Origin of the sequence: Desulfobotulus alkaliphilus (assembly GCF_007830435.1) — a bacterium.
Classification (GTDB): Bacteria; Desulfobacterota; Desulfobacteria; order Desulfobacterales; family ASO4-4; genus Desulfobotulus; species Desulfobotulus alkaliphilus.
The window spans coordinates 297968-318158 of the sequence record NZ_VLLC01000001.1; the positions used below are offsets into that span (position 1 = coordinate 297968).

Annotated in this window: 16 protein-coding genes and 1 pseudogene; 10 read left to right on the plus strand and 7 right to left on the minus strand. The window is 51.8% G+C overall.

Going from position 1 to position 20191, the window contains the following annotated elements:
* Positions 1-368 precede the first annotated feature (368 nt).
* The 3 genes from LZ24_RS01380 to murJ are packed head-to-tail and all read right to left on the minus strand — an operon-like array spanning position 369 to position 2518.
* A complete protein-coding gene (locus tag LZ24_RS01380; RefSeq protein WP_222427487.1) occupies positions 369-617 on the minus strand; it encodes a hypothetical protein in 249 nt (82 codons plus the stop codon).
* A 27-nt stretch (positions 618-644) separates the two neighbouring features.
* Positions 645-953 carry an FtsB family cell division protein gene (locus LZ24_RS01385; RefSeq protein ID WP_186442857.1) on the minus strand — a complete coding sequence of 103 codons (309 nt, stop codon included), beginning with the start codon at positions 951-953 and terminating at the stop codon, positions 645-647.
* On the minus strand, positions 950-2518 hold the full coding sequence (gene murJ, locus LZ24_RS01390; RefSeq protein ID WP_144681547.1) for a murein biosynthesis integral membrane protein MurJ: 1569 nt from the start codon (positions 2516-2518) through the stop codon (positions 950-952). The genes LZ24_RS01385 and murJ overlap by 4 nt, the downstream gene beginning before the upstream one ends.
* 291 nt (positions 2519-2809) lie before the next feature.
* On the opposite strand from murJ, the gene rpsT reads away from it, so the two are divergent.
* On the plus strand, positions 2810-3073 hold the full coding sequence (gene rpsT, locus LZ24_RS01395) for a 30S ribosomal protein S20 (RefSeq protein WP_144681549.1): 264 nt from the start codon (positions 2810-2812) through the stop codon (positions 3071-3073).
* A gap of 106 nt (positions 3074-3179) precedes the next feature.
* On the opposite strand, the gene lptE is transcribed toward rpsT, so the two are convergent.
* Entirely contained in the window at positions 3180-3701 is a 522-nt protein-coding gene (lptE, locus tag LZ24_RS01400) for an LPS assembly lipoprotein LptE (protein ID WP_144681551.1), read from the minus strand.
* A gap of 288 nt (positions 3702-3989) precedes the next feature.
* Positions 3990-6578, minus strand: coding sequence for a leucine--tRNA ligase (leuS, locus tag LZ24_RS01405; RefSeq protein ID WP_144681644.1), 2589 nt, complete (start codon positions 6576-6578; stop codon positions 3990-3992).
* A 551-nt stretch (positions 6579-7129) separates the two neighbouring features.
* Between leuS and LZ24_RS01410 the strand changes: the two genes are divergently transcribed.
* From LZ24_RS01410 to LZ24_RS18020, 9 genes and pseudogenes are all read left to right on the plus strand, one after another.
* Positions 7130-8593, plus strand: coding sequence for an Rne/Rng family ribonuclease (locus tag LZ24_RS01410; protein ID WP_144681553.1), 1464 nt, complete (start codon positions 7130-7132; stop codon positions 8591-8593).
* A gap of 115 nt (positions 8594-8708) precedes the next feature.
* Positions 8709-9464, plus strand: coding sequence for a hypothetical protein (locus LZ24_RS01415; RefSeq protein ID WP_144681555.1), 756 nt, complete (start codon positions 8709-8711; stop codon positions 9462-9464).
* Positions 9465-9720: 256 nt separating this feature from the next.
* Positions 9721-10050 (plus strand): preprotein translocase subunit YajC, encoded by a 330-nt coding sequence (yajC, locus tag LZ24_RS01420; protein ID WP_144681557.1) that lies wholly within the window; start codon positions 9721-9723, stop codon positions 10048-10050.
* A gap of 113 nt (positions 10051-10163) precedes the next feature.
* A complete protein-coding gene (secD, locus tag LZ24_RS01425; RefSeq protein ID WP_144681559.1) occupies positions 10164-11744 on the plus strand; it encodes a protein translocase subunit SecD in 1581 nt (526 codons plus the stop codon).
* A gap of 107 nt (positions 11745-11851) precedes the next feature.
* Entirely contained in the window at positions 11852-12910 is a 1059-nt protein-coding gene (secF, locus tag LZ24_RS01430; protein ID WP_144681562.1) for a protein translocase subunit SecF, read from the plus strand.
* Between the two features lie 60 nt (positions 12911-12970).
* The gene (ybgF, locus tag LZ24_RS01435; protein ID WP_186442859.1) at positions 12971-13672 is read left to right on the plus strand and encodes a tol-pal system protein YbgF; all 702 of its coding nucleotides are present in this window, start codon (positions 12971-12973) and stop codon (positions 13670-13672) included.
* A gap of 20 nt (positions 13673-13692) precedes the next feature.
* Positions 13693-14799 carry a DNA-processing protein DprA gene (gene dprA / locus LZ24_RS01440; RefSeq protein ID WP_186442860.1) on the plus strand — a complete coding sequence of 369 codons (1107 nt, stop codon included), beginning with the start codon at positions 13693-13695 and terminating at the stop codon, positions 14797-14799.
* Positions 14684-16648: pseudogene (gene topA / locus LZ24_RS01445) on the plus strand (type I DNA topoisomerase); the annotation flags it as partial. The gene dprA and the pseudogene topA, both read left to right, overlap by 116 nt.
* Before the next feature lie 36 nt (positions 16649-16684).
* Complete coding sequence (locus LZ24_RS18020; RefSeq protein WP_407923295.1) at positions 16685-17107, plus strand: DNA topoisomerase family protein; 423 nt, start codon at positions 16685-16687, stop codon at positions 17105-17107.
* A gap of 620 nt (positions 17108-17727) precedes the next feature.
* Here LZ24_RS18020 and LZ24_RS01450 read toward each other — a convergent pair.
* Together LZ24_RS01450 and LZ24_RS01455 are read right to left on the minus strand one after the other, a co-directional pair.
* Positions 17728-18486, minus strand: coding sequence for a DUF4412 domain-containing protein (locus LZ24_RS01450; protein WP_144681572.1), 759 nt, complete (start codon positions 18484-18486; stop codon positions 17728-17730).
* A gap of 118 nt (positions 18487-18604) precedes the next feature.
* Entirely contained in the window at positions 18605-19990 is a 1386-nt protein-coding gene (locus LZ24_RS01455) for an FAD-binding oxidoreductase (RefSeq protein WP_246118490.1), read from the minus strand.
* Between the last annotated feature and the right edge of the window lie 201 nt (positions 19991-20191).

The window sequence follows — 20191 nt, forward strand, 5'->3', positions numbered from 1 at the left end:
CAATGTCACTTGCAAACAGCCACGGAGCCTTGCAACAGTACGAAGCTGCTGCAACTACAGCTTTGGCAGTTCGGAATAAACTGTGCTGAGTAATTACAAACTTTTCTGATTACCACTGTCTTTCAGCCATACAAACCTTAATCATGGAAATTGTATGACCCGATTTTACGCATGTTAGCTTAGCACCCGTAAAGGGTGCCCCTACACAAAACAGGGTCGTAAAAACCATTCGTAGGGGCAGGCCTTGCGCCTGCCCGTGTTAAAGCCCGCACCATAGGCCTTACAACAACCTGACCAGCAAACTGTGGCTGAGTCAGGGTAGTAATCAGATTAAAATTTGACAAACTCTCCCATTCTGCCTTTCAGGCTTAATCCAAGCCATTCTTTTTCCTTTGGTAACAGTCCCGGATACGGCGGATTTTCCCTGCTGGCAGGGAAGAAAGCATATCCCCAAGCCAGTCCTCCAGACACCTTACCACAGGATCATCCGGCTCCGGCAAGGGAGGCAGCCCCTGTGCCAGCCTCAGTTTTTCAAGGGTGCAGCGAGCCTTTTTTGCATCCGGAGACATAATCATTTCCTCCCTCAAAAAAACAATCCGCCATTCTGGTTTTAACATACCCTACCTGCACGGAGCCTTTCCTGTTCAGGGAAAAAAAGACGCTCTCTCCTCCATGCTCCCTGTCTCCCTGAAATGATACACCATGGCATCTTCCGGAACCATCAGCAACTGCTCCCGGGCCACGGCTTCGATATATTTCCAGTCATTCTGAAGGCGATACACCCGACGCAGCAGATCCGCCCTTTTCGCTTCCAGTACTCTTTTTTCTTCTTCAACTTCCCTGTACTGCTGAAGAAGATTTCTATAGTCAAAATAGCCATCGGACCCCAGCAGGGCATAGACTCCGAAGACGGAAATAAACAGCCAGATACCATAGAATATAAAAAGTTTCACTTCTTCCGCCTCCGGAGCCATTTAAGGGCCACAGCCAGCTCAGGACTTTTCATCAGTAAAGCCAGGCCTCCATAAATCCCTATCCCCAGAACAACACCCGTGAGTACCCGCACTCCCATCCCCATACTGCCATCTGCAAGGCGGGATGCAAGAAAAAGATCCAGCCCGTAAACACATCCGCCCATGATAAGGGCACTGAAAAGGGAAAACAGAGCGCTTTTTAAAACATTCAAGGAAAAAAGGCCCGGTATTTTTCTGGAAAGCATCCAGGCCAGCAGACCGAAGTTCACCATGGAACCAAGGCTTGTGGCAAGGGCAAGGCCCCCATAGGACATGGGATGCATGAGTATCAGGGAAAACACCACGGCTGCCCCTAAGGAAATACTGCCCATGATCACCGGTGTTTTTGTATCTTCCATGGCATAAAAGACGGAAACCACAATGCGTACACAGGCAAAGGCCCAGAGTCCTGCACTGTAATAGACAAGGGCCGTTGCCGTACCTGCCACACTCACCGCATCAAAGGCCCCCCGCTGAAAAAGCAGTGCCACAAGGGGATGGGCCAGGGCCACCAGCCCAGCCATGGCAGGCAGGTTGATGAAAAGCATCCAGCGCAGGGCCTCTCCAAAGGTGTCCCCCAGATCATCCATGCGACCGCTGCTCACCTGCCTGGAGAGGGTGGGCAGAACCGCCGTGGCTGCGGAAATACCAAAAATTGCCAGGGGAAACTGCACCAGGCGGTCCGCATAATAGAGATAGGAAACACTGCCCGCCTCCAGAAAAGAAGCGAGAATGGTGCCGATGACAATGCTCAGCTGGTACACCGCAGCACCAAAAATAGTGGGAAGCATGAGGCGTCCCACCCGCCGGACTCCTGGATGCATCCAGGGCGTCTTTCCCCTGAAGCGGAAGCCCTTTTTCCACAATACGGGAAGCTGCATGAATAGCTGGCAGACACCGCCCCCCAGAACACCGATGGCCAGAGCCGTTACCGCAGGGTCCATGCGGGAGGCAAGCAGCCACACACTTAAAATCATGGAAAGGCTTAATACCACGGGAGAAAGGGCTGGCATGGCAAAATGGCCCAGACTGTTCAGCATGCCCATGGCCAGCGCTACAAGGCAGATAAAAAACACATAGGGGAAAGTAATGCGCGTAAGAAAAACCGTCAGTCCCATTTTTTCCGGGGTATCGGCAAAGCCGGGAGCAATGATCTGGACAATGAAGGGAGCCGTCAGCACCCCCAGCACGGTAATGAAGAGAAGCAGAAGGGCCAGAATTCTGATCGCCGACCTTGCAAAGGCAAAGGCCCCGGCCCGGCCCTCCTTTTCCATGACCGAATTGAAAACCGGCACAAAGGCCATGGACAGGGAGCCTTCGGCCAACAGGCGGCGCATGAGATTGGGAATACGAAAGGCCACAAAAAAGGCATCCGCAGCCGTTGACGCCCCGAAAAATGCGGCAATCACCATGTCCCGGATAAAGCCCAGTATACGGCTGAAAAGGGTTGCCACCCCCACCACGCCCACAGCCCGGGCCACCTGCCGGTTTTCCGATTTTCCCATACGCATCCCTGTTTATTACCCTGTCCCTGAAAGCCCTTGCTTTCCTGAGCGCTTTTGCGCTTGCACCATAGTCAGATTTCAGCCGGATGCAAACCAAAAATTCAGATGCCCCCTTTCCACCATATGAAAATCCCTGAAAACTTTTGCAGAACAGCGCTTTTCAGCCCGGAGAAAAAAAAAGAATTGACACTTTTTCAAATTCAGTTTAGTTTTTGTTTTTTAGATAATGTAAAACCTTGTGGTTTTTGATCACCTAAAATAATCTTAAAAAATGTAAAAAGGAGTATTGCGTTGGCAAACCATAAATCCGCAAAAAAACGGGCCAAACAGAACATCGTCCGCAGAATGAGAAACCGCGGCATAAAAAGTCAGGTAAAAACAGCAATCACCCGCCTCCGTTCCATTGTGGAAAAAGATCCCGAAGCAGCTGGCAAGGCACTTCAGGAAACCACAGCGGTTATTGATAAAGCAGCGAAAAAAGGTGTTCTCCACAGGAATACCGCCAGCCGTAAAGTATCCCGCCTGGCCCAGCTGATAAACAGAGCCTCCGCCTGAAAAAAATCATCCGGCTTCCGTCGGTCATGTATTTAAAAAGGGAATCTTCCCCGGTCTCCGGGTGGAACTTCCCTTTTTTTAATGACCTCCATGGAAAAAACAAAGCCTAAAAATTATCACCCAGACGATTCACAAGCTGCTCTGCCATGCGCAGAGAAAGGATTTCCAAGGCTTCCCTGCGCCTGTTTTCCGTTGCTGCCTTGTCCATACCCACGGCATACACCTCATCCTCCCCCAGCTCCCTCTGCCAGAGAACACGTCCCCGAACGTCTTTCAGCACAAAAAAAGCCCGCATATGAAGGCGTCTTTCGATATCCGTGTCCGCAGCCGTCCGGGAAAGGGCTGTCTGGGAAATGGCGCGCACCTCCCCTTCCAGAAAGGCCTCCGCCTCAAGGGGATCACCCACTGCCATTCCCTGGGGGCTGCGGGTAATCACATAAACGAGATCATCGGTCATGCGGGTAGCAAGACCTGCCTCCCCCACCTGATCTGTCACCTGATAAATAAAAATACGCTGCACATTGCCTGCAAAGGTACCGGAGCCTGAAAAACCATAACCACAGGCTCCAAGGAAAAGACATGAAAACAGGAGCACAGGCAAAGATCTCAAAAAAAACATGCGTTTCATCCACGGCCCCCGACTCTGGATTCTATACGTAACCAATCAAGCGACCTCTACGGAAAGACGCCATAACACTGTATGCCTTGCCAAGATTTTTTAAATCACAACCCTGCCATTTTAGCACTTGATTTTGGTGCAAGGTACCTTGCCTATTTGTAAGTGACCTTGCAATCATTTCGGTTTCCGGCACTCAAGATCCACAGACTTTCCCGTGCAGAACCTGGGTCTTTCAGCCTGAATGCCGGATTGCGTCGTGATCAAATAGCCTGAAACCTGTATTCCTTTTCCGGTACATTATCCCACAACAATATTTACAAGCTTACCCTTCACGACAATGACCTTTTTCACTTCTTTACCTTCCATAAAACGCACAGCACCTTCTGCAGCAAGGGCCGCCGCCTTGATGCTTTCTTCATCGGCGTCCGCAGGCAGGGTCACACGATCCCTGAGCTTGCCGTTCACCTGTACAACCACAAGAATACTGTCCTCCTGAAGGGCATCTTCCCGCCACCGGGGCCAGGCCTTTTCAGGCAAAGCCCCTTCACCGCCAAGGGCCGCCCAGATCTCCTGGGTAAAGTGGGGCACCACAGGGGAAAGCATGAGGCAGATGGACTCAATCAGATGACGGGCCACACCGGCATGCTGAATATCCTCCCCCTTTTCTCCTGCGGCAAAGACGGCATTGACCAGCTCCATAACGGCACTGATGGCCGTGTTGAAGTGGAAACGGTCCACATCTTCTGCCACCTTTTTAATCGTCTGATGGGTTTTTCTGAACACATCCCTGTCCCCTCCGGAAAGGGCAGCAAGTTCACCATTGTAGGCAACGGCCTTCCGGGCCACATCCTGATAGCGCAGGGCCAGCCGCCATACACGATTGAGAAAGCGGAAGGAACCCTCAACACCCGTATCACTCCATTCCAGATCCCTTTCCGGAGGTGCGGCAAAGAGACAGAACAGCCTTGTGGTATCTGCCCCGTAACGATCCAGCAGAAGGGTCGGATCCACCACATTGCGCTTGGACTTGCTCATTTTTTCCACACGGCCAATGCTCACAGGATTGCCGCACTTGGTACATATGGGCGTATCCTTTGAAAAATCAACTTCTTCGGGATAAAGGAAGCCATGCTCCTTGCAGGTGGTGGTTTCCTTGCACACCATCCCCTGGGTCAGCAGATTGGTAAAAGGCTCCTTGAAATCCACCAGACCTTCGGCTTCCAGCACACGGGTAAAATACCGTGAATAAAGAAGATGCATCACCGCATGTTCCACACCGCCAATGTACTGATCCACGGGCATCCAGTAGGCAACGGCCTCCCTGTTAAAAATGGCCCTTTCTTCCTTAGGACTGCAGTACCTCAAAAAATACCAGCTGGACTCCACAAAGGTATCCATGGTGTCCGTATCCCTGCGGGCTTTTTTTCCGCATTTCGGACATGTAACTTCATAAAAGGAAGCCAGACTTCCCAAGGGAGATCCCCCGTTTGCAAGGAGTCCGGCATCCTCGGGAAGGCGTACGGGAAGATCCTCCTCCGGCACGGGCACAATTCCGCAGGTATCACAGTGGATCATGGGGATGGGTGTTCCCCAGTAACGCTGCCTTGAAATCCCCCAGTCCCTCAAACGGAAACGCTCGGCCTTTTCTCCGGCATTTTTCGCCTGCAGCCAGTCCGCAATGGCTGTCTGGGCGGCAACATTATCCATGCCGCTGAACGATTCCGAGTTCACAAGGGTACCGGGCCCGGTCCATGCTTCCTGCATGGTGGCCTCATCCAGCTTTTCCCCTGCAGGCTGCACTACCACAGGCCGGGGAAGACCATAGCGGGCTGCAAAGTCAAAATCCCTCTGATCATGGGCCGGCACTCCCATCACAGCACCAGTGCCGTATTCCATGAGGACAAAATTTCCCGCATAGATGGGCACAGATCCGCCGCTCACAGGGTTGATGGCATAGCTACCCGTAAAAACCCCTTCCTTTTCCGCCGTTTCTATGGCTTTGGCCGTCCGCTCCTGACGGGCCATCTTCCCAAGGAAAGCTTCCACTTCGGGGGCCTGGGTATTGCCAGCGGCAAGCGCTGTAACAAGGGGGTGCTCCGGAGCCAGACAGACAAAGCTTGCACCACAGACGGTATCCGGCCTTGTGGTGAAGACATCAATGCCGTCTTCCCTGCCTTCAATACCAAAGCGGATACGGGCTCCCGTGGATTTACCAATCCAGTTTTTCTGCATGGTGGTGACCTTTTCCGGCCAGCCGGGAAGCCTGTCACAATAATCCAGCAGATCCTGGGCATAATCCGTAATGCGGAAATACCACTGCCAGAGCTTTTTCTGGCGGACTTCCCTGCCACAGCGCCAGCAGGCCCCATCCTCCACCTGTTCATTGGCAAGAACCGTCTGACAGGGATCACAGAAATTGACAAAGGATTCTTTCCTGTAAACCATCCCCTTTTCAAACATGCGGATGAAGAGCCACTGCTCCCAGCGGTAATACTCCGGAGTACAGGTGGCCAGCTCCCGGTCCCAGTCATAACTGAAGCCCAGACGCTTAAGCTGTTTTCTCATGGAATCTATATTTTCATAGGTCCAGGCCGCAGGATGGGTATTATTTTGTATGGCCGCATTTTCCGCAGGCATGCCAAAGGCATCCCAGCCCATGGGATGCAGCACATTAAAGCCCCGCATGCGCTTATAACGGGCCACCACATCCCCTATGGTATAGTTGCGGACATGACCCATGTGGATTTTTCCCGAAGGATAGGGAAACATTTCCAGAAGATAATATTTGGGTTTTTCCCGGTCCTCATGGACCTGAAACACCCCGTCACTGTCCCAGCTTTTCTGCCATTTTTCTTCAATTTCAAGGGGATTATAAGTATCGGACAACATGGACCATCTCCTCTGCCTGACTATGATTGGGCGGCATGGCCGCTTTGAAAGACCGGACGAATGCCCTGACGAAAACCAAGACGGATAACCTTGGCTTTTCATGGAGCTGACAAATCCTGAACAACAGTTTCTGTGAATGCCACAAAGCAATGAAAATGGCAAGAAAGTCCATGAAAAAGCCATTGCTCCCCATACAGGAAGATAAAAAAAGATTGACGCATAAAAAACAATTGCATAAAAGCAGAGAAAAGTGTTCTGATCCAGCCTGTAAATCCATTTTACAAGGATACACCCGCCGCTTTTTCCATTCTCTGACAGGATTGAACCCGATACCTTGAAATGTGCAGAGATTTTAAAGAACATCAGGATAAAGTCAGATTCACACCCTGACCCGCACCTTCTCAGCCATATTTTAAAGCTATAGGGAAATTCCTTAAGGATTCTCAAAGCTCTCAGGCACACTTTTTATACTTTAAAACAACAACCTCAGTAGAAAGGTTTCTGTTTCTCCCGGTATCCTACCTGCGGGACGAATCACCATTAAACTTATGAGCACAAAAATTCTGATCAATGCCGTTGATGCCGAAGAATGCCGCATTGCCACCGTCATCGACAACAGACTCGAAGATTTTGTCCTTGAAACCGCAGCCCGTGAAATCACCCAGGGGAATATCTATAAGGCTACGGTCAGCCACGTGGAACCCAGCCTTCAGGCTGCCTTTATTGATTACGGAGCCGAGCGTAACGGTTTTCTGCAGTTTCAGGAAATCCATACGGATTACTTTCAGGAATGTCCTTCCGGTAAGCATCACATCAAAAATCTCATTAAAAAAGGCCAGGAAATCATTGTTCAGGTCACCAAAGATCCTGTCATGAAAAAAGGGGCCATGCTCACCACCTTCCTTTCCCTTCCCGGACGCCATCTCGTTCTCATGCCCGGCTCCACCAACAAGGGCATCTCCCGGAAAATAGAGGAAGAAGAAGAGAGAAAACGTCTTAAGGATCTTCTGGACAAACTCACCCTGCCCGAAGGCTTTGGTGCCATTATCCGCACCGCCGGGAAAAGCTGCACCAAGGCCATGCTGACCAAAGATCTCAATTACCTGCTGCGTCTGTGGAAAAACATCAATCAAAAAGCCATGGAAGCGGAAACCCCTGCGCCTTTGTACCGGGAACAGAACCTTGCCATGCGCGCCATAAGGGACACCCTCACCCCGGAAGTCAGTGAGGTACTCATTGATAACGCCGACGCCTACAAAGAAATAAAAAAATTCGTTGAACTCATCGCTCCCAAACAGAGCAGCTGCATCAAGCACTACAGGGGCGAAAAACCCATTTTTACCAAATACCAGCTGGAAGAACAGATCAATACCATCTTCGAGTCCAGGGTTCCCCTGAAATCCGGCGGCTCCATCATTATTGATCAGACCGAAGCCCTCGTGTCCATTGACGTGAACTCCGGCAAGGCCACACAAAAGGGCTCCATCGAGGAAACCGCCTTCCAGAGCAACCTTGAAGCCGCAGAAGAAGTGGCCAGACAGCTTCGTATCCGGGATATGGGCGGACTTCTGGTCATTGACTTCATAGACATGCGGGATGCCAAACACCGGGCAGCGGTGGAAAAAAAGCTCAAGGAAGAACTGAAAAAGGACAAGGCCCGTACCAAGGTGGGCAAGATTTCCCAGTTCGGGCTTATGGAAATGAGCCGCCAGCGCCTGCGCCCGGCCATCAGCTTCGGCAGCCTTGTGCCCTGCCCCCACTGCTCCGGCCGCGGCCTCACCTTTTCCACGGACAGTCTGGCCCTGACATTTTTACGCAAACTCAGGCTGGAAACCCTGAAGCCGGACATCAAAACCGTAAGGGCCCTGCTGCCACCGGACGTGGCCCTCTATGTACTGAACAAAAAACGCTCAGAACTACTTGAAATTGAACAGAGAAGATGCTTAAGCATACAAATTGAGGCGGATGCGGGCATGATTCCCGGAAAATCGGAAATTATCTGCCAGCCCTGATAAAGAGCAACTCAGACTGGACTTTTAGACCGGCTCCTGTTTATGATATGAGGATATTTAAAACGCCAAAAAACGCCCCGAACTCTGACATATCCTAAATATGAAGGAAAACCAGATGTTTCGAAACCGATTTCCCGCCATATCCCAGCGCATGCGCCTTTCCCTGCTCATGCTTTTCATGACCCTGACCCTCATTGTGGTCTATGTGGCCACACGCCAGCCTGCGGTGCATGAAGAACCAAAGGCCGACGAAACCATGAGCCTGAGGGAAACCATAGACCCCGGAAAGGTCATGGATTTTTCAGAGCTGGATGAAGACAGCAGGTATGCCATCAGCCAGCGGAAAGAAAGGTATGGCATTCAGGACAGCATGGATATGATGGTCACATCGGAAGAAAGCATCCGTGTTGGCGATGAAACCCTTGATATGCGGGAATATGAGGAAAAGGATGCCATCAGCCGGGGAGAAATCATCTCCCGTCCCCTGGAGGGAGGAGAAGAAAAAAGTCCTGTGCAGGATTATGGCATCCATGTGGTCCGGCCCGGCGACAATATCTGGAAAATCCATTTCCGTCTGCTGCAGGAATCTCTGGCATCAAGGGGCATCACCCTTCCTGCGGAAGCAGACAAACCCGATGCCAGAGGCTACAGTACCGGCGTGGGCAGGGTTCTGAAGTTTTCCGAACGCATGGTCCGGGTATACAATATGAAAGAAAAGCAATTTGCTGAAAACATTCATATTATTCAGCCCTTTGAAAAAATCATCGTCTATAATATGCAGGAAATCAGCGGGCTTCTCAATTCGCTGAACGAGGAAAACGTGAACCGTATCCGCTTTGACGGTGAAAACCTCTGGATCATGGCACCCTGATGCTGCAAGGGCCTTCTTCCGGGTAACTTCACAGCCTTCCCTGTGACAGGGCAGTGCCATGGGTCTGCCTTGCCATATAAGATAAAAGCCCGGAATAATTTGACGCAGCCCCTGATTTCTTTTATATGCTTTTTGCTGATCCGTTTGCTGTAAGGGTGCATACCGTTTCCAAAAGCATCTGAACGGTGCAGAAAACCCACCCATACAGCCAAATATTTTTATATGAAAAACAACGCTTTATGCTAAGGAGGAAGCCTTGATCGGAGTTGCTTACGCCATGGGAGATGCCGGAGCACAGGGTGGAGGAGGCGGCGGTTTTATCCAGCTTGTTCCCCTGATCCTGATGTTTGTCATTTTTTATTTTCTTCTCATCCGGCCCCAGCAGAAAAAAGCCAAAGAGCACCGGGAGCTCATCGGTAATCTAAAAAAAGGGGACCGCATCATCACATCCGGTGGTATTTATGGTACGGTCACCTCTCTGGATGACAATACCCTGACCATTGAAATCGCTGACAAAGTCCGTGTAAAAATGGTCCGTGCCAATGTTGCCGGTCTTTCGGCAAAAAGCGGCGGAGAAAAAGAATAATTTTTCCCTTTCGCCATCCCCATTAAAAACCTGACAGAAATCCAATGGTGGCACCACATGGACAAGTGTTGGTGCCACCCTGATTTTTCCTGCCACTGGAAAGGATTTGGGCCTTGAAATTACGTTCCTGGAGATTCTATGCCGTCTGCGTGGCACTGATCCTGGCCATCGTTTACATATTGCCGACCGTCAAGCCCGGCCTGTGGCCTTATAAAACCATCAATCTCGGGCTGGACCTGCAGGGTGGCATGCACCTTGTACTGGATGTGGAGGTTGAAAAAGCCCTTGAAAGCACCATGGAACGGCGGACCTATGAGCTGCGGGACCAGATGCGCAGGGAGCGGATACGTTTTACCTCCGTACGCAGACTCCCCGATGGCAGCATTGGTGTCCGCCTTGCCGAGGCCTCCGATGCCGATATTTTTACAGCGTTTCACCGGAAAGAATTCCCGGATATGGATGTACGCAGACATACCGTGGATGAAGGTCTGGAGTTCCGCTTCACCATACCCGCCGAAGAAAAAAATCATATAACAAAAATGGCGACGGAGCAGGCCCTTGAAACCATCCGTAACCGCATCGATGAATTCGGTGTGAATGAGCCGGATATCCGGATTCAGGGTGACAGAAGAATCATCATCCAGCTTCCCGGTATCGAAGAACCGGAGCGGGCCAAACAGCTCATTGGCCAGACGGCCCTTCTGGAATTTAAAATTGTCGAAGATTCCCATGACGTGCAGGACGCCCTGAAAGGGTCCATGCCACCGGGAACAGAAATTCTCTATGAAATCCGGAGGGATGCCTCAGGGCAGGAAACGGGCCGTGTACCCTACCTTGTCAACAGAAGGTCCGTTCTTACCGGCTCCTCCCTTACGGATGCACGGGTACAGGTGGATTCCCAGTTCAATGAACCCTATGTTTCCATCAGTTTTGACAGGCAGGGTGCCCGCCAGTTTGAACGCATCACCGGAGAAAACATTCACAGGCGCATGGCCATTGTTCTGGACAACAATATCTATTCCGCACCCGTGATTCAGGATCGCATATCCGGCGGTAACGCCCGGATTACGGGAAGCTTTACCATGGAAGATGCCAGAGATCTTGCCATTGTCCTCAGGGCCGGTGCCCTGCCTGCGCCCGTAAAAATCATTGAGGAACGTACGGTAGGCCCTACTTTAGGTGCTGAATCCATCCGAAAAGGTCTCATATCCATGCTGGTGGGCGGAGGGCTTGTCCTGCTTTTTATGGCAGTCTATTACAAAGGAGCCGGTCTTGTGGCCAACTGCGCCCTGGTACTGAACATCCTTTTTATAGGTGCTGCCCTTGCGGCCTTCGGAGCCACCCTCACTTTGCCGGGCATTGCGGGTATGGTACTGACCCTTGGCATGGCCGTGGATGCCAATGTACTTATTTTTGAACGCATACGGGAAGAACTGCGTCTGGGTAGATCGCCCATGGCTGCCATTCATGCGGGTTTTGACAGGGCGACCCTTACTATTCTGGATGCCAATGTCACCACCCTCATTGCCGCACTGGTTCTTTTCCAGTTCGGTTCAGGACCGGTCAAAGGCTTTGCCGTCACCCTCTGCCTCGGGGTGCTTTCCAGCATGTTCACAGCCCTTGTCATGGTACGTCTGGTATTTGACATAATTTACGGCGGCCAAAACAACAAGGTGACCCAGCTCAGCATCTAGCGTCTGACGGAAAGCCTTAAAAACTCAGAGCCGGAACAAAACCATGGTCCGGCTCCCATGTAAAAAGGTTTTTCGTTCCATCACCCAAGACAGGAGACGGCATTTCCATGCAGATCATCAAACCCGGAACCAATATAGACTTTATTGGCAAACGGAAAGCGGCCCTGATCCTTTCCGCAGCCATGATCCTTTTCAGTATAATTTCCCTCATCATCCACAAAGGCCCTAGATACGGTGTGGACTTTGCCGGTGGTACACAAATTCTGGTTGCTTTTCAGGAATCCGTGGATATGGGGCAGGTGTACACTGCCCTGGATCAGGCAGGGCTTGGCAATGCAACGGTTCAGGAATCCAGAGAAGGAAATAACTTTCTTCTTCAGATCCGGACAATCCAGACCTTTGACGCTGACTCTGGTGTTCTTGGAGAAATTCCCCGCAGACTCCACGAAACAACCGGGCTCTTTGCAGAAATCCTGAGCATTGATATGGTCGGCCCCCAGGTCAGCAAAGACCTGCGGTCCCAGGCCCTGTATGCACTTTTCTACGCCCTGCTTTTCATCACCGTGTACATATCCGGTCGTTTTGAAATGAAGTGGATGCTCAGTGCGGCGGTGGCAGGTGTCTTCGTTTCCATCGTCTATCTTTTTCCCCAGATCACAGAAAATTTCTTCAGGATTTCCCTGCCCATTCCCCTTCTGATCCTGACGGCCCTCATCCTCAGCCTTATCGTATTCTGGAAGCTGGGGCTGGCCTATGCCCTTGGAGCAGGCATTGCCCTTTTGCATGATGTCATCATCACGGTGGGTCTCTTTTCCGTTCTGGACATAGAATTCAACCTGCCCATCATCGCGGCCATCCTCACCATCATGGGCTACTCCCTCAACGATACCATCATTGTATTTGACAGGGTCCGGGAAAACCTTGCTTCCAGAGGTAAAAAAACCTTTGCCGCCATTTTAAACAAAAGCATCAATGAAACCCTGAGCCGTACCCTGATCACCTCGGGAACAACCCTCCTTGTACTGATCGCTCTCTTTGTTCTGGGCGGAGGCATCATCCACGACTTTTCCAGGGCCCTCCTGATAGGCGTGGTTGTGGGTACCTACTCATCCATTTTTATTGCCTGCCCCATCCTCTTGTTTCTGCACAAAAAACAGGGGATCTGATGCGCCATGCATAAACGTCGTCGGGAATTTCCCCGGCGACGCATTTTCAGGAGGTTTTCCATGGGCACCCGGCCAGAGTTCATAGGTTTCAAAACGCTGTGTACACTGATTCTGACTGCAGTATGCCTTAGCGCATGTGCCTCCAGACAGCCGGACGCAACGCAGGCACGCATCAGCACCATGGAACAGCAAATCTCCCGCAATGAAGAGGTCATATCCGATCTTTCCCAGAGACTTTCTGTCATGCAGTTCATGGTGGACAGCCATGAAAGGATGCTGAGAAATCCTGCCAGTCCAGCTGCCGCATCGGCCCCCCCAGCACAGCAGCCGGTGGTGACAAAGCCCCCTGCTGCTTCCTCATCACCGGCTGCTGTGCCCGAAGATATAAAAGACCCCAACCGGCTTTATGAAAAGGCCTTTGCCACCATGCAGAGCCGTGATTATGAAAAAGCAGCCATCCTTTTTGATGAGCTTGCCACCCGTTTTCCGGACCACAGCCTGGCAGATAATGCCCTGTACTGGCTTGCGGAGTGTCACTATGCCCGCAGGGATTACAGAAAAGCCATCACAGCCTTTGAAGAGGTTCCCAAACGCTACCCCCAGGGAGGCAAGGTACCCGATGCCATGCTAAAAAACGCCTACTCCAGAATACAGATCGGAGACAGGGAAAACGCACGGGAAATTCTGCGTCAGCTGATACGGGAATATCCCTTTACGGATGCGGCTTCCAAGGCAGAAGCCCGGCTGAAGAATCTTTTCTGATGCAGGCAGACCTGCACCATATGTCGGAAAAGGATGGAAGGGAGATTCTTCCATGGCTGAAACTGCAGGCCACTCCCGGCATCGGTGCCCTTCGTTTTGCCCGTCTCATTGAAAAATTAAAACACCCGGCAAGGGTACTGAATACGCCCGAAGAAACCCTGTCTGCCATATCGGGCATTTCCTCCCGCATGGCTGCGGCCATCAGAGATACGGCCCGGCTGCCGGATGCCCCCTTTCTCAGGGAAATCCGCATGGCCGGGGATCAGGGGGTTCATCTCATCGGACTGGGCATGGAAGCGTATCCTGAGCTGCTTTCAAAAATTCCCGACCCTCCCCCTGTTCTCTATGTCCGGGGACAGCTTTTGCCAGATGCCGTGGCGGTGGCCATCGTAGGTTCGCGAAATGCGACACGCTACGGCCGGGACCATGCCTTTAGCATTGCTTCAGAGCTGGCAGCATCGGGAATTGTCGTTGTCAGCGGCCTTGCAAGGGGCATTGATGCCGCCGCCCATGAAGGTGCCCTTGCGGCAGGTGGTGTCACCATTGCCGTTCTGGGATCAGGGCTCAGCCGGATCTATCCCGGAGAGCATCGCAGGCTGGCCCAAAGCATAGCCGCCTCAGGTGCCGTTATATCCTCCTTTGCCATGGAAACGCTTCCCGATGCGCCCAATTTCCCTGCACGCAACCGTATCATCTCAGGGCTTTGCCTTGGTACCGCCGTCATGGAGGCTGCGGACCGGAGCGGCTCCCTCATCACCGCCCGAATGGCAGGGGAACAGGGACGGGACGTTTTTGCCCTTCCCGGCAATGTCCGGTCCATGAAAAGCGCCGGAACCCACAGACTCCTCCGTGAAGGTGCCTGTCTTATTGAAAATGCAGCGGATATTATGAATGAACTGGGTATTCAAAAGCCGCATGTTTCCGTCAGGCCCCATGAAAAAAAAGAAAATCTTCTTGCAATGGATGAATCAGGCGTGTTTAAAGTGCTGGAGGCCGATCCCATTCATATCGATGAACTGGCACAGAGAACCGGGATGGCAGCAGGGCCCCTTTCCGCCCTTCTTTTTACCCTTGAGCTCCAGGGAAAAATTCTGCAGTATCCTGGAAAATATTTCGCAAAATCATGAAGGATGCACCGTGAGTAAACCCCTTGTCATTGTCGAGTCCCCCACAAAAGTCAGAACCTTAAAAAAATATATCGGAGATACCTTCAATGTCACGGCCACCTCTGGCCATATCCGGGATCTGCCCCCCAAAGAAATTGGCATTGACATTGAAAACGGCTTTACGCCCCAGTACCAGAACATCAAGGGAAAGCAGAACATCATTAAATCCCTGAAGGCAGCCGCAGAAAATGCCTCTGACATCTATCTGGCCCCTGACCCGGACCGTGAAGGGGAAGCCATTGCCTTTCATACGGCAGATATTCTGAAAAAAAAGGGGAGGCGTTTCCACAGGGTTCTTTTCCATGAGCTGACGAAAAACGGTATTGAGGAGGCCTTAAAAAAACCCAGCGAACTGAATGTCAGCCGTTATGATGCCCAGCAGGCCCGCCGTATTCTGGACCGCCTTGTGGGATACCAGATATCCCCCCTTCTCTGGAAAAAGGTACAGGGCGGGCTTTCCGCAGGCCGCGTGCAGTCCGTTGCCGTCCGCATCATCTGTGACCGTGAACGCCAGATTCAGGCCTTTGAACCCAAGGAATACTGGAGCATCACCGCAGGCCTTGAAAGTCCCGGTAATCCGCCAGCCTTTGAGGCAAAACTCAGCCGCAAAAACAATGAAAAATGCGCCATCCCCGATGCCTCAGCATCGCAGGCCATACTGAAGGATCTGGAAAAGGCCGCCTTTACTGTGGAAAAGGTGGTGAAAAAAACCACAAAGCGCAATCCCCTGCCCCCCTTCACCACGTCCAAACTGCAGCAGGAAGCCATCCGCAAACTGCGCTTTTCCGCCCAGAAAACCATGATAGTGGCCCAGCAGCTTTATGAGGGCCTGGACCTCGGCCCCGGCGAACCCGTGGGCCTTATCACCTACATGCGTACGGACTCCACCCGTATTGCCAATGAAGCGGCCCACGAGGCTCTGGATTATGTCCGGTCCACCCTGGGACCAGACTTTGTCGCAAAGGGCCCCAGAGCCTTTGAAAACCGGAAAAAGGTGCAGGATGCCCATGAGGCCATACGGCCCACCTCCGTTGGCCACACCCCTGAAAGTATCCGCCGCTTTCTGGATAAGGATCAGTTTGCCCTGTATGAGCTGATCTGGAAACGCTTTGTGGCCTCACAGATGAGTGAAGCCCTCATCCATCAGGTCAGTGTCAGCATCGCTGCCGGTATCTATACCTTTTCCGTATCCGGCTCCACCGTGGCCTTTCCCGGCTTTATGCAGCTCTACACGGCTGCCGAGGAAGGAGGAGAAAAGGAAGAAAAAAAACAGAACCTTCCGGACCTCAAAGAAGGGGAAAAGCTTGACTGCAGCTCGCTGGTTCCCAGACAGCACTTCACCCAGCCGCCCCCCCGCTTTTCCGAAGCCTCCCTTGTGAAGGAGCTGGAAGAAAACGGAATCGGCCGCCCCAGTACCTATGCCTCCATCCTTTCCACCATCCGCAACAAGGGCTATGTGGAAATGGTGAACCGCTACTTCAGGCCCAGCGAACTGGGATTCATCGTCAACGATCTGCTGGTGGAAAATTTCCCTGAAATACTGGATGTGGATTTCACGGCCAGACTGGAAAATGACCTTGACCGCATCGAAGGAGCAGAAGTGGCTGCCCTGCAACTGCTGCAGGAATTTTACACCCCCTTCAGCGAAAAGCTGGATGCGGCAAAAAATGGCATGCAAAGCATCAAGGGAGTGGGGATTCCCACGGATATGGAATGTCCCGAATGCAAAAAGGGCAAACTCCATGTCAAGGTAGGAAAAAACGGCCCTTTCATTGCCTGCAGTGCCTACCCGGACTGCCATTTTTCCAGAAACTATGAACGCAATGAAAAGGGGCAGATTCAACTGGTGGAATTTGAGGCGGATATTGCCGAAGGGCAGCTCTGTGACAAATGCCAGCGTCCCATGGTGGTGAAACAGGGCCGTTTCGGAACCTTTCTTGCCTGCAGCGGGTATCCTGAATGCAAAAATACCAGCAGCATCCATGCAGGCCAGCCCCAGGGCGGCGGAGAAGGCACGGGCGTTGCGTGCCCGGAAGAGGGCTGTAGCGGGGAGCTTGTGGAAAGAAAATCCCGCAGAGGCAAAGTCTTCTACGGGTGTAAACGGTATCCCGACTGCACCTTTGCCATCTGGGATAAACCCATCGCTGAGAAATGCCCGGACTGCGGGCATCCCTACCTTGTGGAAAAAACCACCAAGAAACTGGGAACCCATCTGAAATGCCCGGCTGCAGGCTGCAACTTCACCCGCAGTCCGGACGAAAAGGAGTAAGACAAAAGCAAATCTGATTACCACTGTCTTTCAGCCATAGAAATTACTTAACCAGATTTGTAATTATTCAGCACAGTATATGCCAATGCTGTAATTGCAGCAGATTCGTACTGTTGCAAGGCTCCGTGGCTATTTGCAAGTGACATTGCAATCGTTTCGGATTCCGGCACTCAAGCCAAAAACCCAAAGCCTACTATAAAAAGCAATAAGCTTTTTCAGGCTTGAGTGCCGGAGTGCTAATAAGAAGCGGCAAACTGTCTGAGCCGCCACAAAGGCAGCGTGCTTAAAGCCTGCTATGGCAATCAAAAAGCTTATCCTGCCTGTGGCGGGGAGGTTTTGCCGCTTCCGCACAGGGCAAGAAGCTCCCGAATCCGGCACTCAAGATCCCTAAGCACTTTTGCTCCCGTAAAGGGCTTGAGCTTTTCAGCTTGAGTGCCGGATTGCGTCACGGGCAAATAGCCTGGAGCCTGTGCATCTGTCTGGCAGCTATGGTACTTGGAAAACCGTGCTGAATACTTACCCAGATTTTACGATTGTTGGCGGGCACCCTTCACGGGTGCCATGAACAACTTTCACAAAGTATGGCCTGCTCCCCGGATTTCCAGCCCAATGCTGGCCCCTTACTCGCCGTAAAGCCCCATCATGGAAACCTTTTTATAGCCAGCCGGTATTTCAAACATTGCAGCGGGAACGGTTTTTTTCTCAAAGGAAAGAATCAGGTTCGTGGTAATGGCTTCTCCGTCTTCAAACTCAATGGTCCGCACGGGAAAACCCATTTTTTCCGCCTCTTTCCAGTCTTTAAGAAAGCCATCATCGTTCTTCGACATTTTAGCCAGAGCTTCAAAATCCTTTTTTACCACACCAAGGGTGGACAGGGGAACCGTGCAGATTTCCTCAATCTTTTCTCCATGCCGCATCCCCTCATATATGGTACAGGTCCATTTACCCACCCTGTCCTGTCCTTTTTTCACATATTTCAAAGGGGTATCATCTTCCCCATCAAAGCCCATGAATTCACGGTACTGGGCCTTTTCCTCTTCGCTCATATGTTTAAGCTGCTCTTCCATCATGGACCGGGCAGAGGCTTCATATTCCATGGCCTGCTCTTCCATGCGCCGCATTTCAGCCATGGTCATTTCAGCATAAATTTTCTTATCCGGACGTATCATCCACAGGACATCCTTATCCATCCTTCCGATACTGGCAAAGGCCATACCTTCCACCTTATTTTCAGATCGCACCTTGTCCTTTGAAAGATAGATTACGGATGTCTGCTTTTCCCCTGATTCATGATCCTCAAAAACATAGGTCATGGTCAAATCCGAAAAAGCAATGGAGGTAATTCCCATAAATATCAGCATTAAAAACAGTTTTTTCATAGCTTTCTCCTTTGTGTGATATGTATGAACTGAAATAAACGCTGTTTCGCAACAAGGCCGTACACATAAAAAGCAGGATAAATATTCTGCCTGTTCTTACGCCAGTTTGTGAAAAAACTCAAAAGATTTTATGGGGGTTCAGTATGCCTGCAGGGTCAAAGGCCTTTTTAAGGCGGAGCATCAGAGCCTTTTCCTCTGGGCCGATTTCCATATCAAAATAAGCCTGCTTGGAAAGGCCCACACCATGTTCTCCGGAAAGGGTGCCACCCATGGCAAGGGTGAAGCGGAAAAGTTCCCCCACGGCCCAGCGGGCACGGCGCAGGGCCGAAGCATCCTTTTTATCCAGCATGATATTAAAATGGATATTCCCGTCTCCGGCATGACCGAAACTGACCATCATCAGACGGGTTTTTTCTTTCAGCTCCCGGATTTTTTCCACAACATCGGGTATTTTTGACCTTGGCACCACAATGTCTTCATTGATCTTATGGGGACCATAACGGAAAAGCGCCGGCGAAATGGCCTTTCTCGCTGCCCACAGTCGTGCGGCCTCCTCTGCCGTAGCCGCCACCTTCACCTCTCTGGCCCCCATCCTGTGGCAGAGCAGAGCCACATCTTCTGCCATGGCAAGGGCTTCCGCTTTTTTCCCGTCCACTTCTATGATCAGCATGGCCCCGGCATCCACGGGCAGCTCTCCGGGCATGCGGGTTTCGGCACAGGCAATGGCCGCCTGATCCATGTATTCGATGGTTCTGGGAATCAGGCCCTGACGGATGATTTCTGAGACGGTCTCTGCTGCACGGGCCATATGATCAAAAACCACCGTCAGGGTTTTAACGGATTCCGGCAGGGGAAGCAGCTTCAGGGTCATGGCCGTGATCACGGCAAGGGTGCCTTCGGAGCCTACGATCAGGCGGGTGAGATCATAGCCCACGACACCCTTGGCTGTCTGCACGCCGGTACGGATATGCTCGCCTGTGGGCAATACGGCCTCAAGGCCCAGCACATAGTCTCTGGTGACACCATATTTGACGGCTCTGGGGCCTCCGGCGCATTCGGCAAGATTCCCCCCTAAGGTACAGAAAGCCGCACTGGCAGGGTCCGGCGGATAAAAAAGCCCCTTTGCCTCCACGGCCCTGTGAAAGTCTCCGGTAATCACCCCCGGCTCTGCCCTTGCCACCAGATTGTCCATATCTACAGAGAGGATGCGGTTCATGCCGGACATGACCAGCACCACACCGCCATCTACGGGCACAGATCCGCCCGTTGTGCCGGACCCTCCGCCCCTTGGTGTCACGGGAATGCCATGGCGGGTGGCCACAGCCATGAGGGCGGCAATCTGCCCGGCATTTTCTGCCCGCACCACAGCATCGGGCAGCACTTTGCGGGAGCTTGTATCATAACTGTAGAGAAAACGCTCTGCTTCGGAATCAAAATAGGCCTTTTCACCCACAGCCCTCCGAAGACTTTCCCGCACCTGTCGCCCCAGTTTTTTTTCACCCACAAAAGACTCCTTCCCGCTGAATCATAACAAAAAAACGGAACATTACCTTTTATATAAGGTATCATTCCGTTTATCTACCTGATTTGTAATTATTCAGCACAGTTTTCCAAGTACCATAGCTGCAAGACAGACGCACAGGCCCCAGGCTATTTGCCCGTGACGCAATCTTATTCGGGAGCTTCTTGCCCTGTGCGGAAGCGG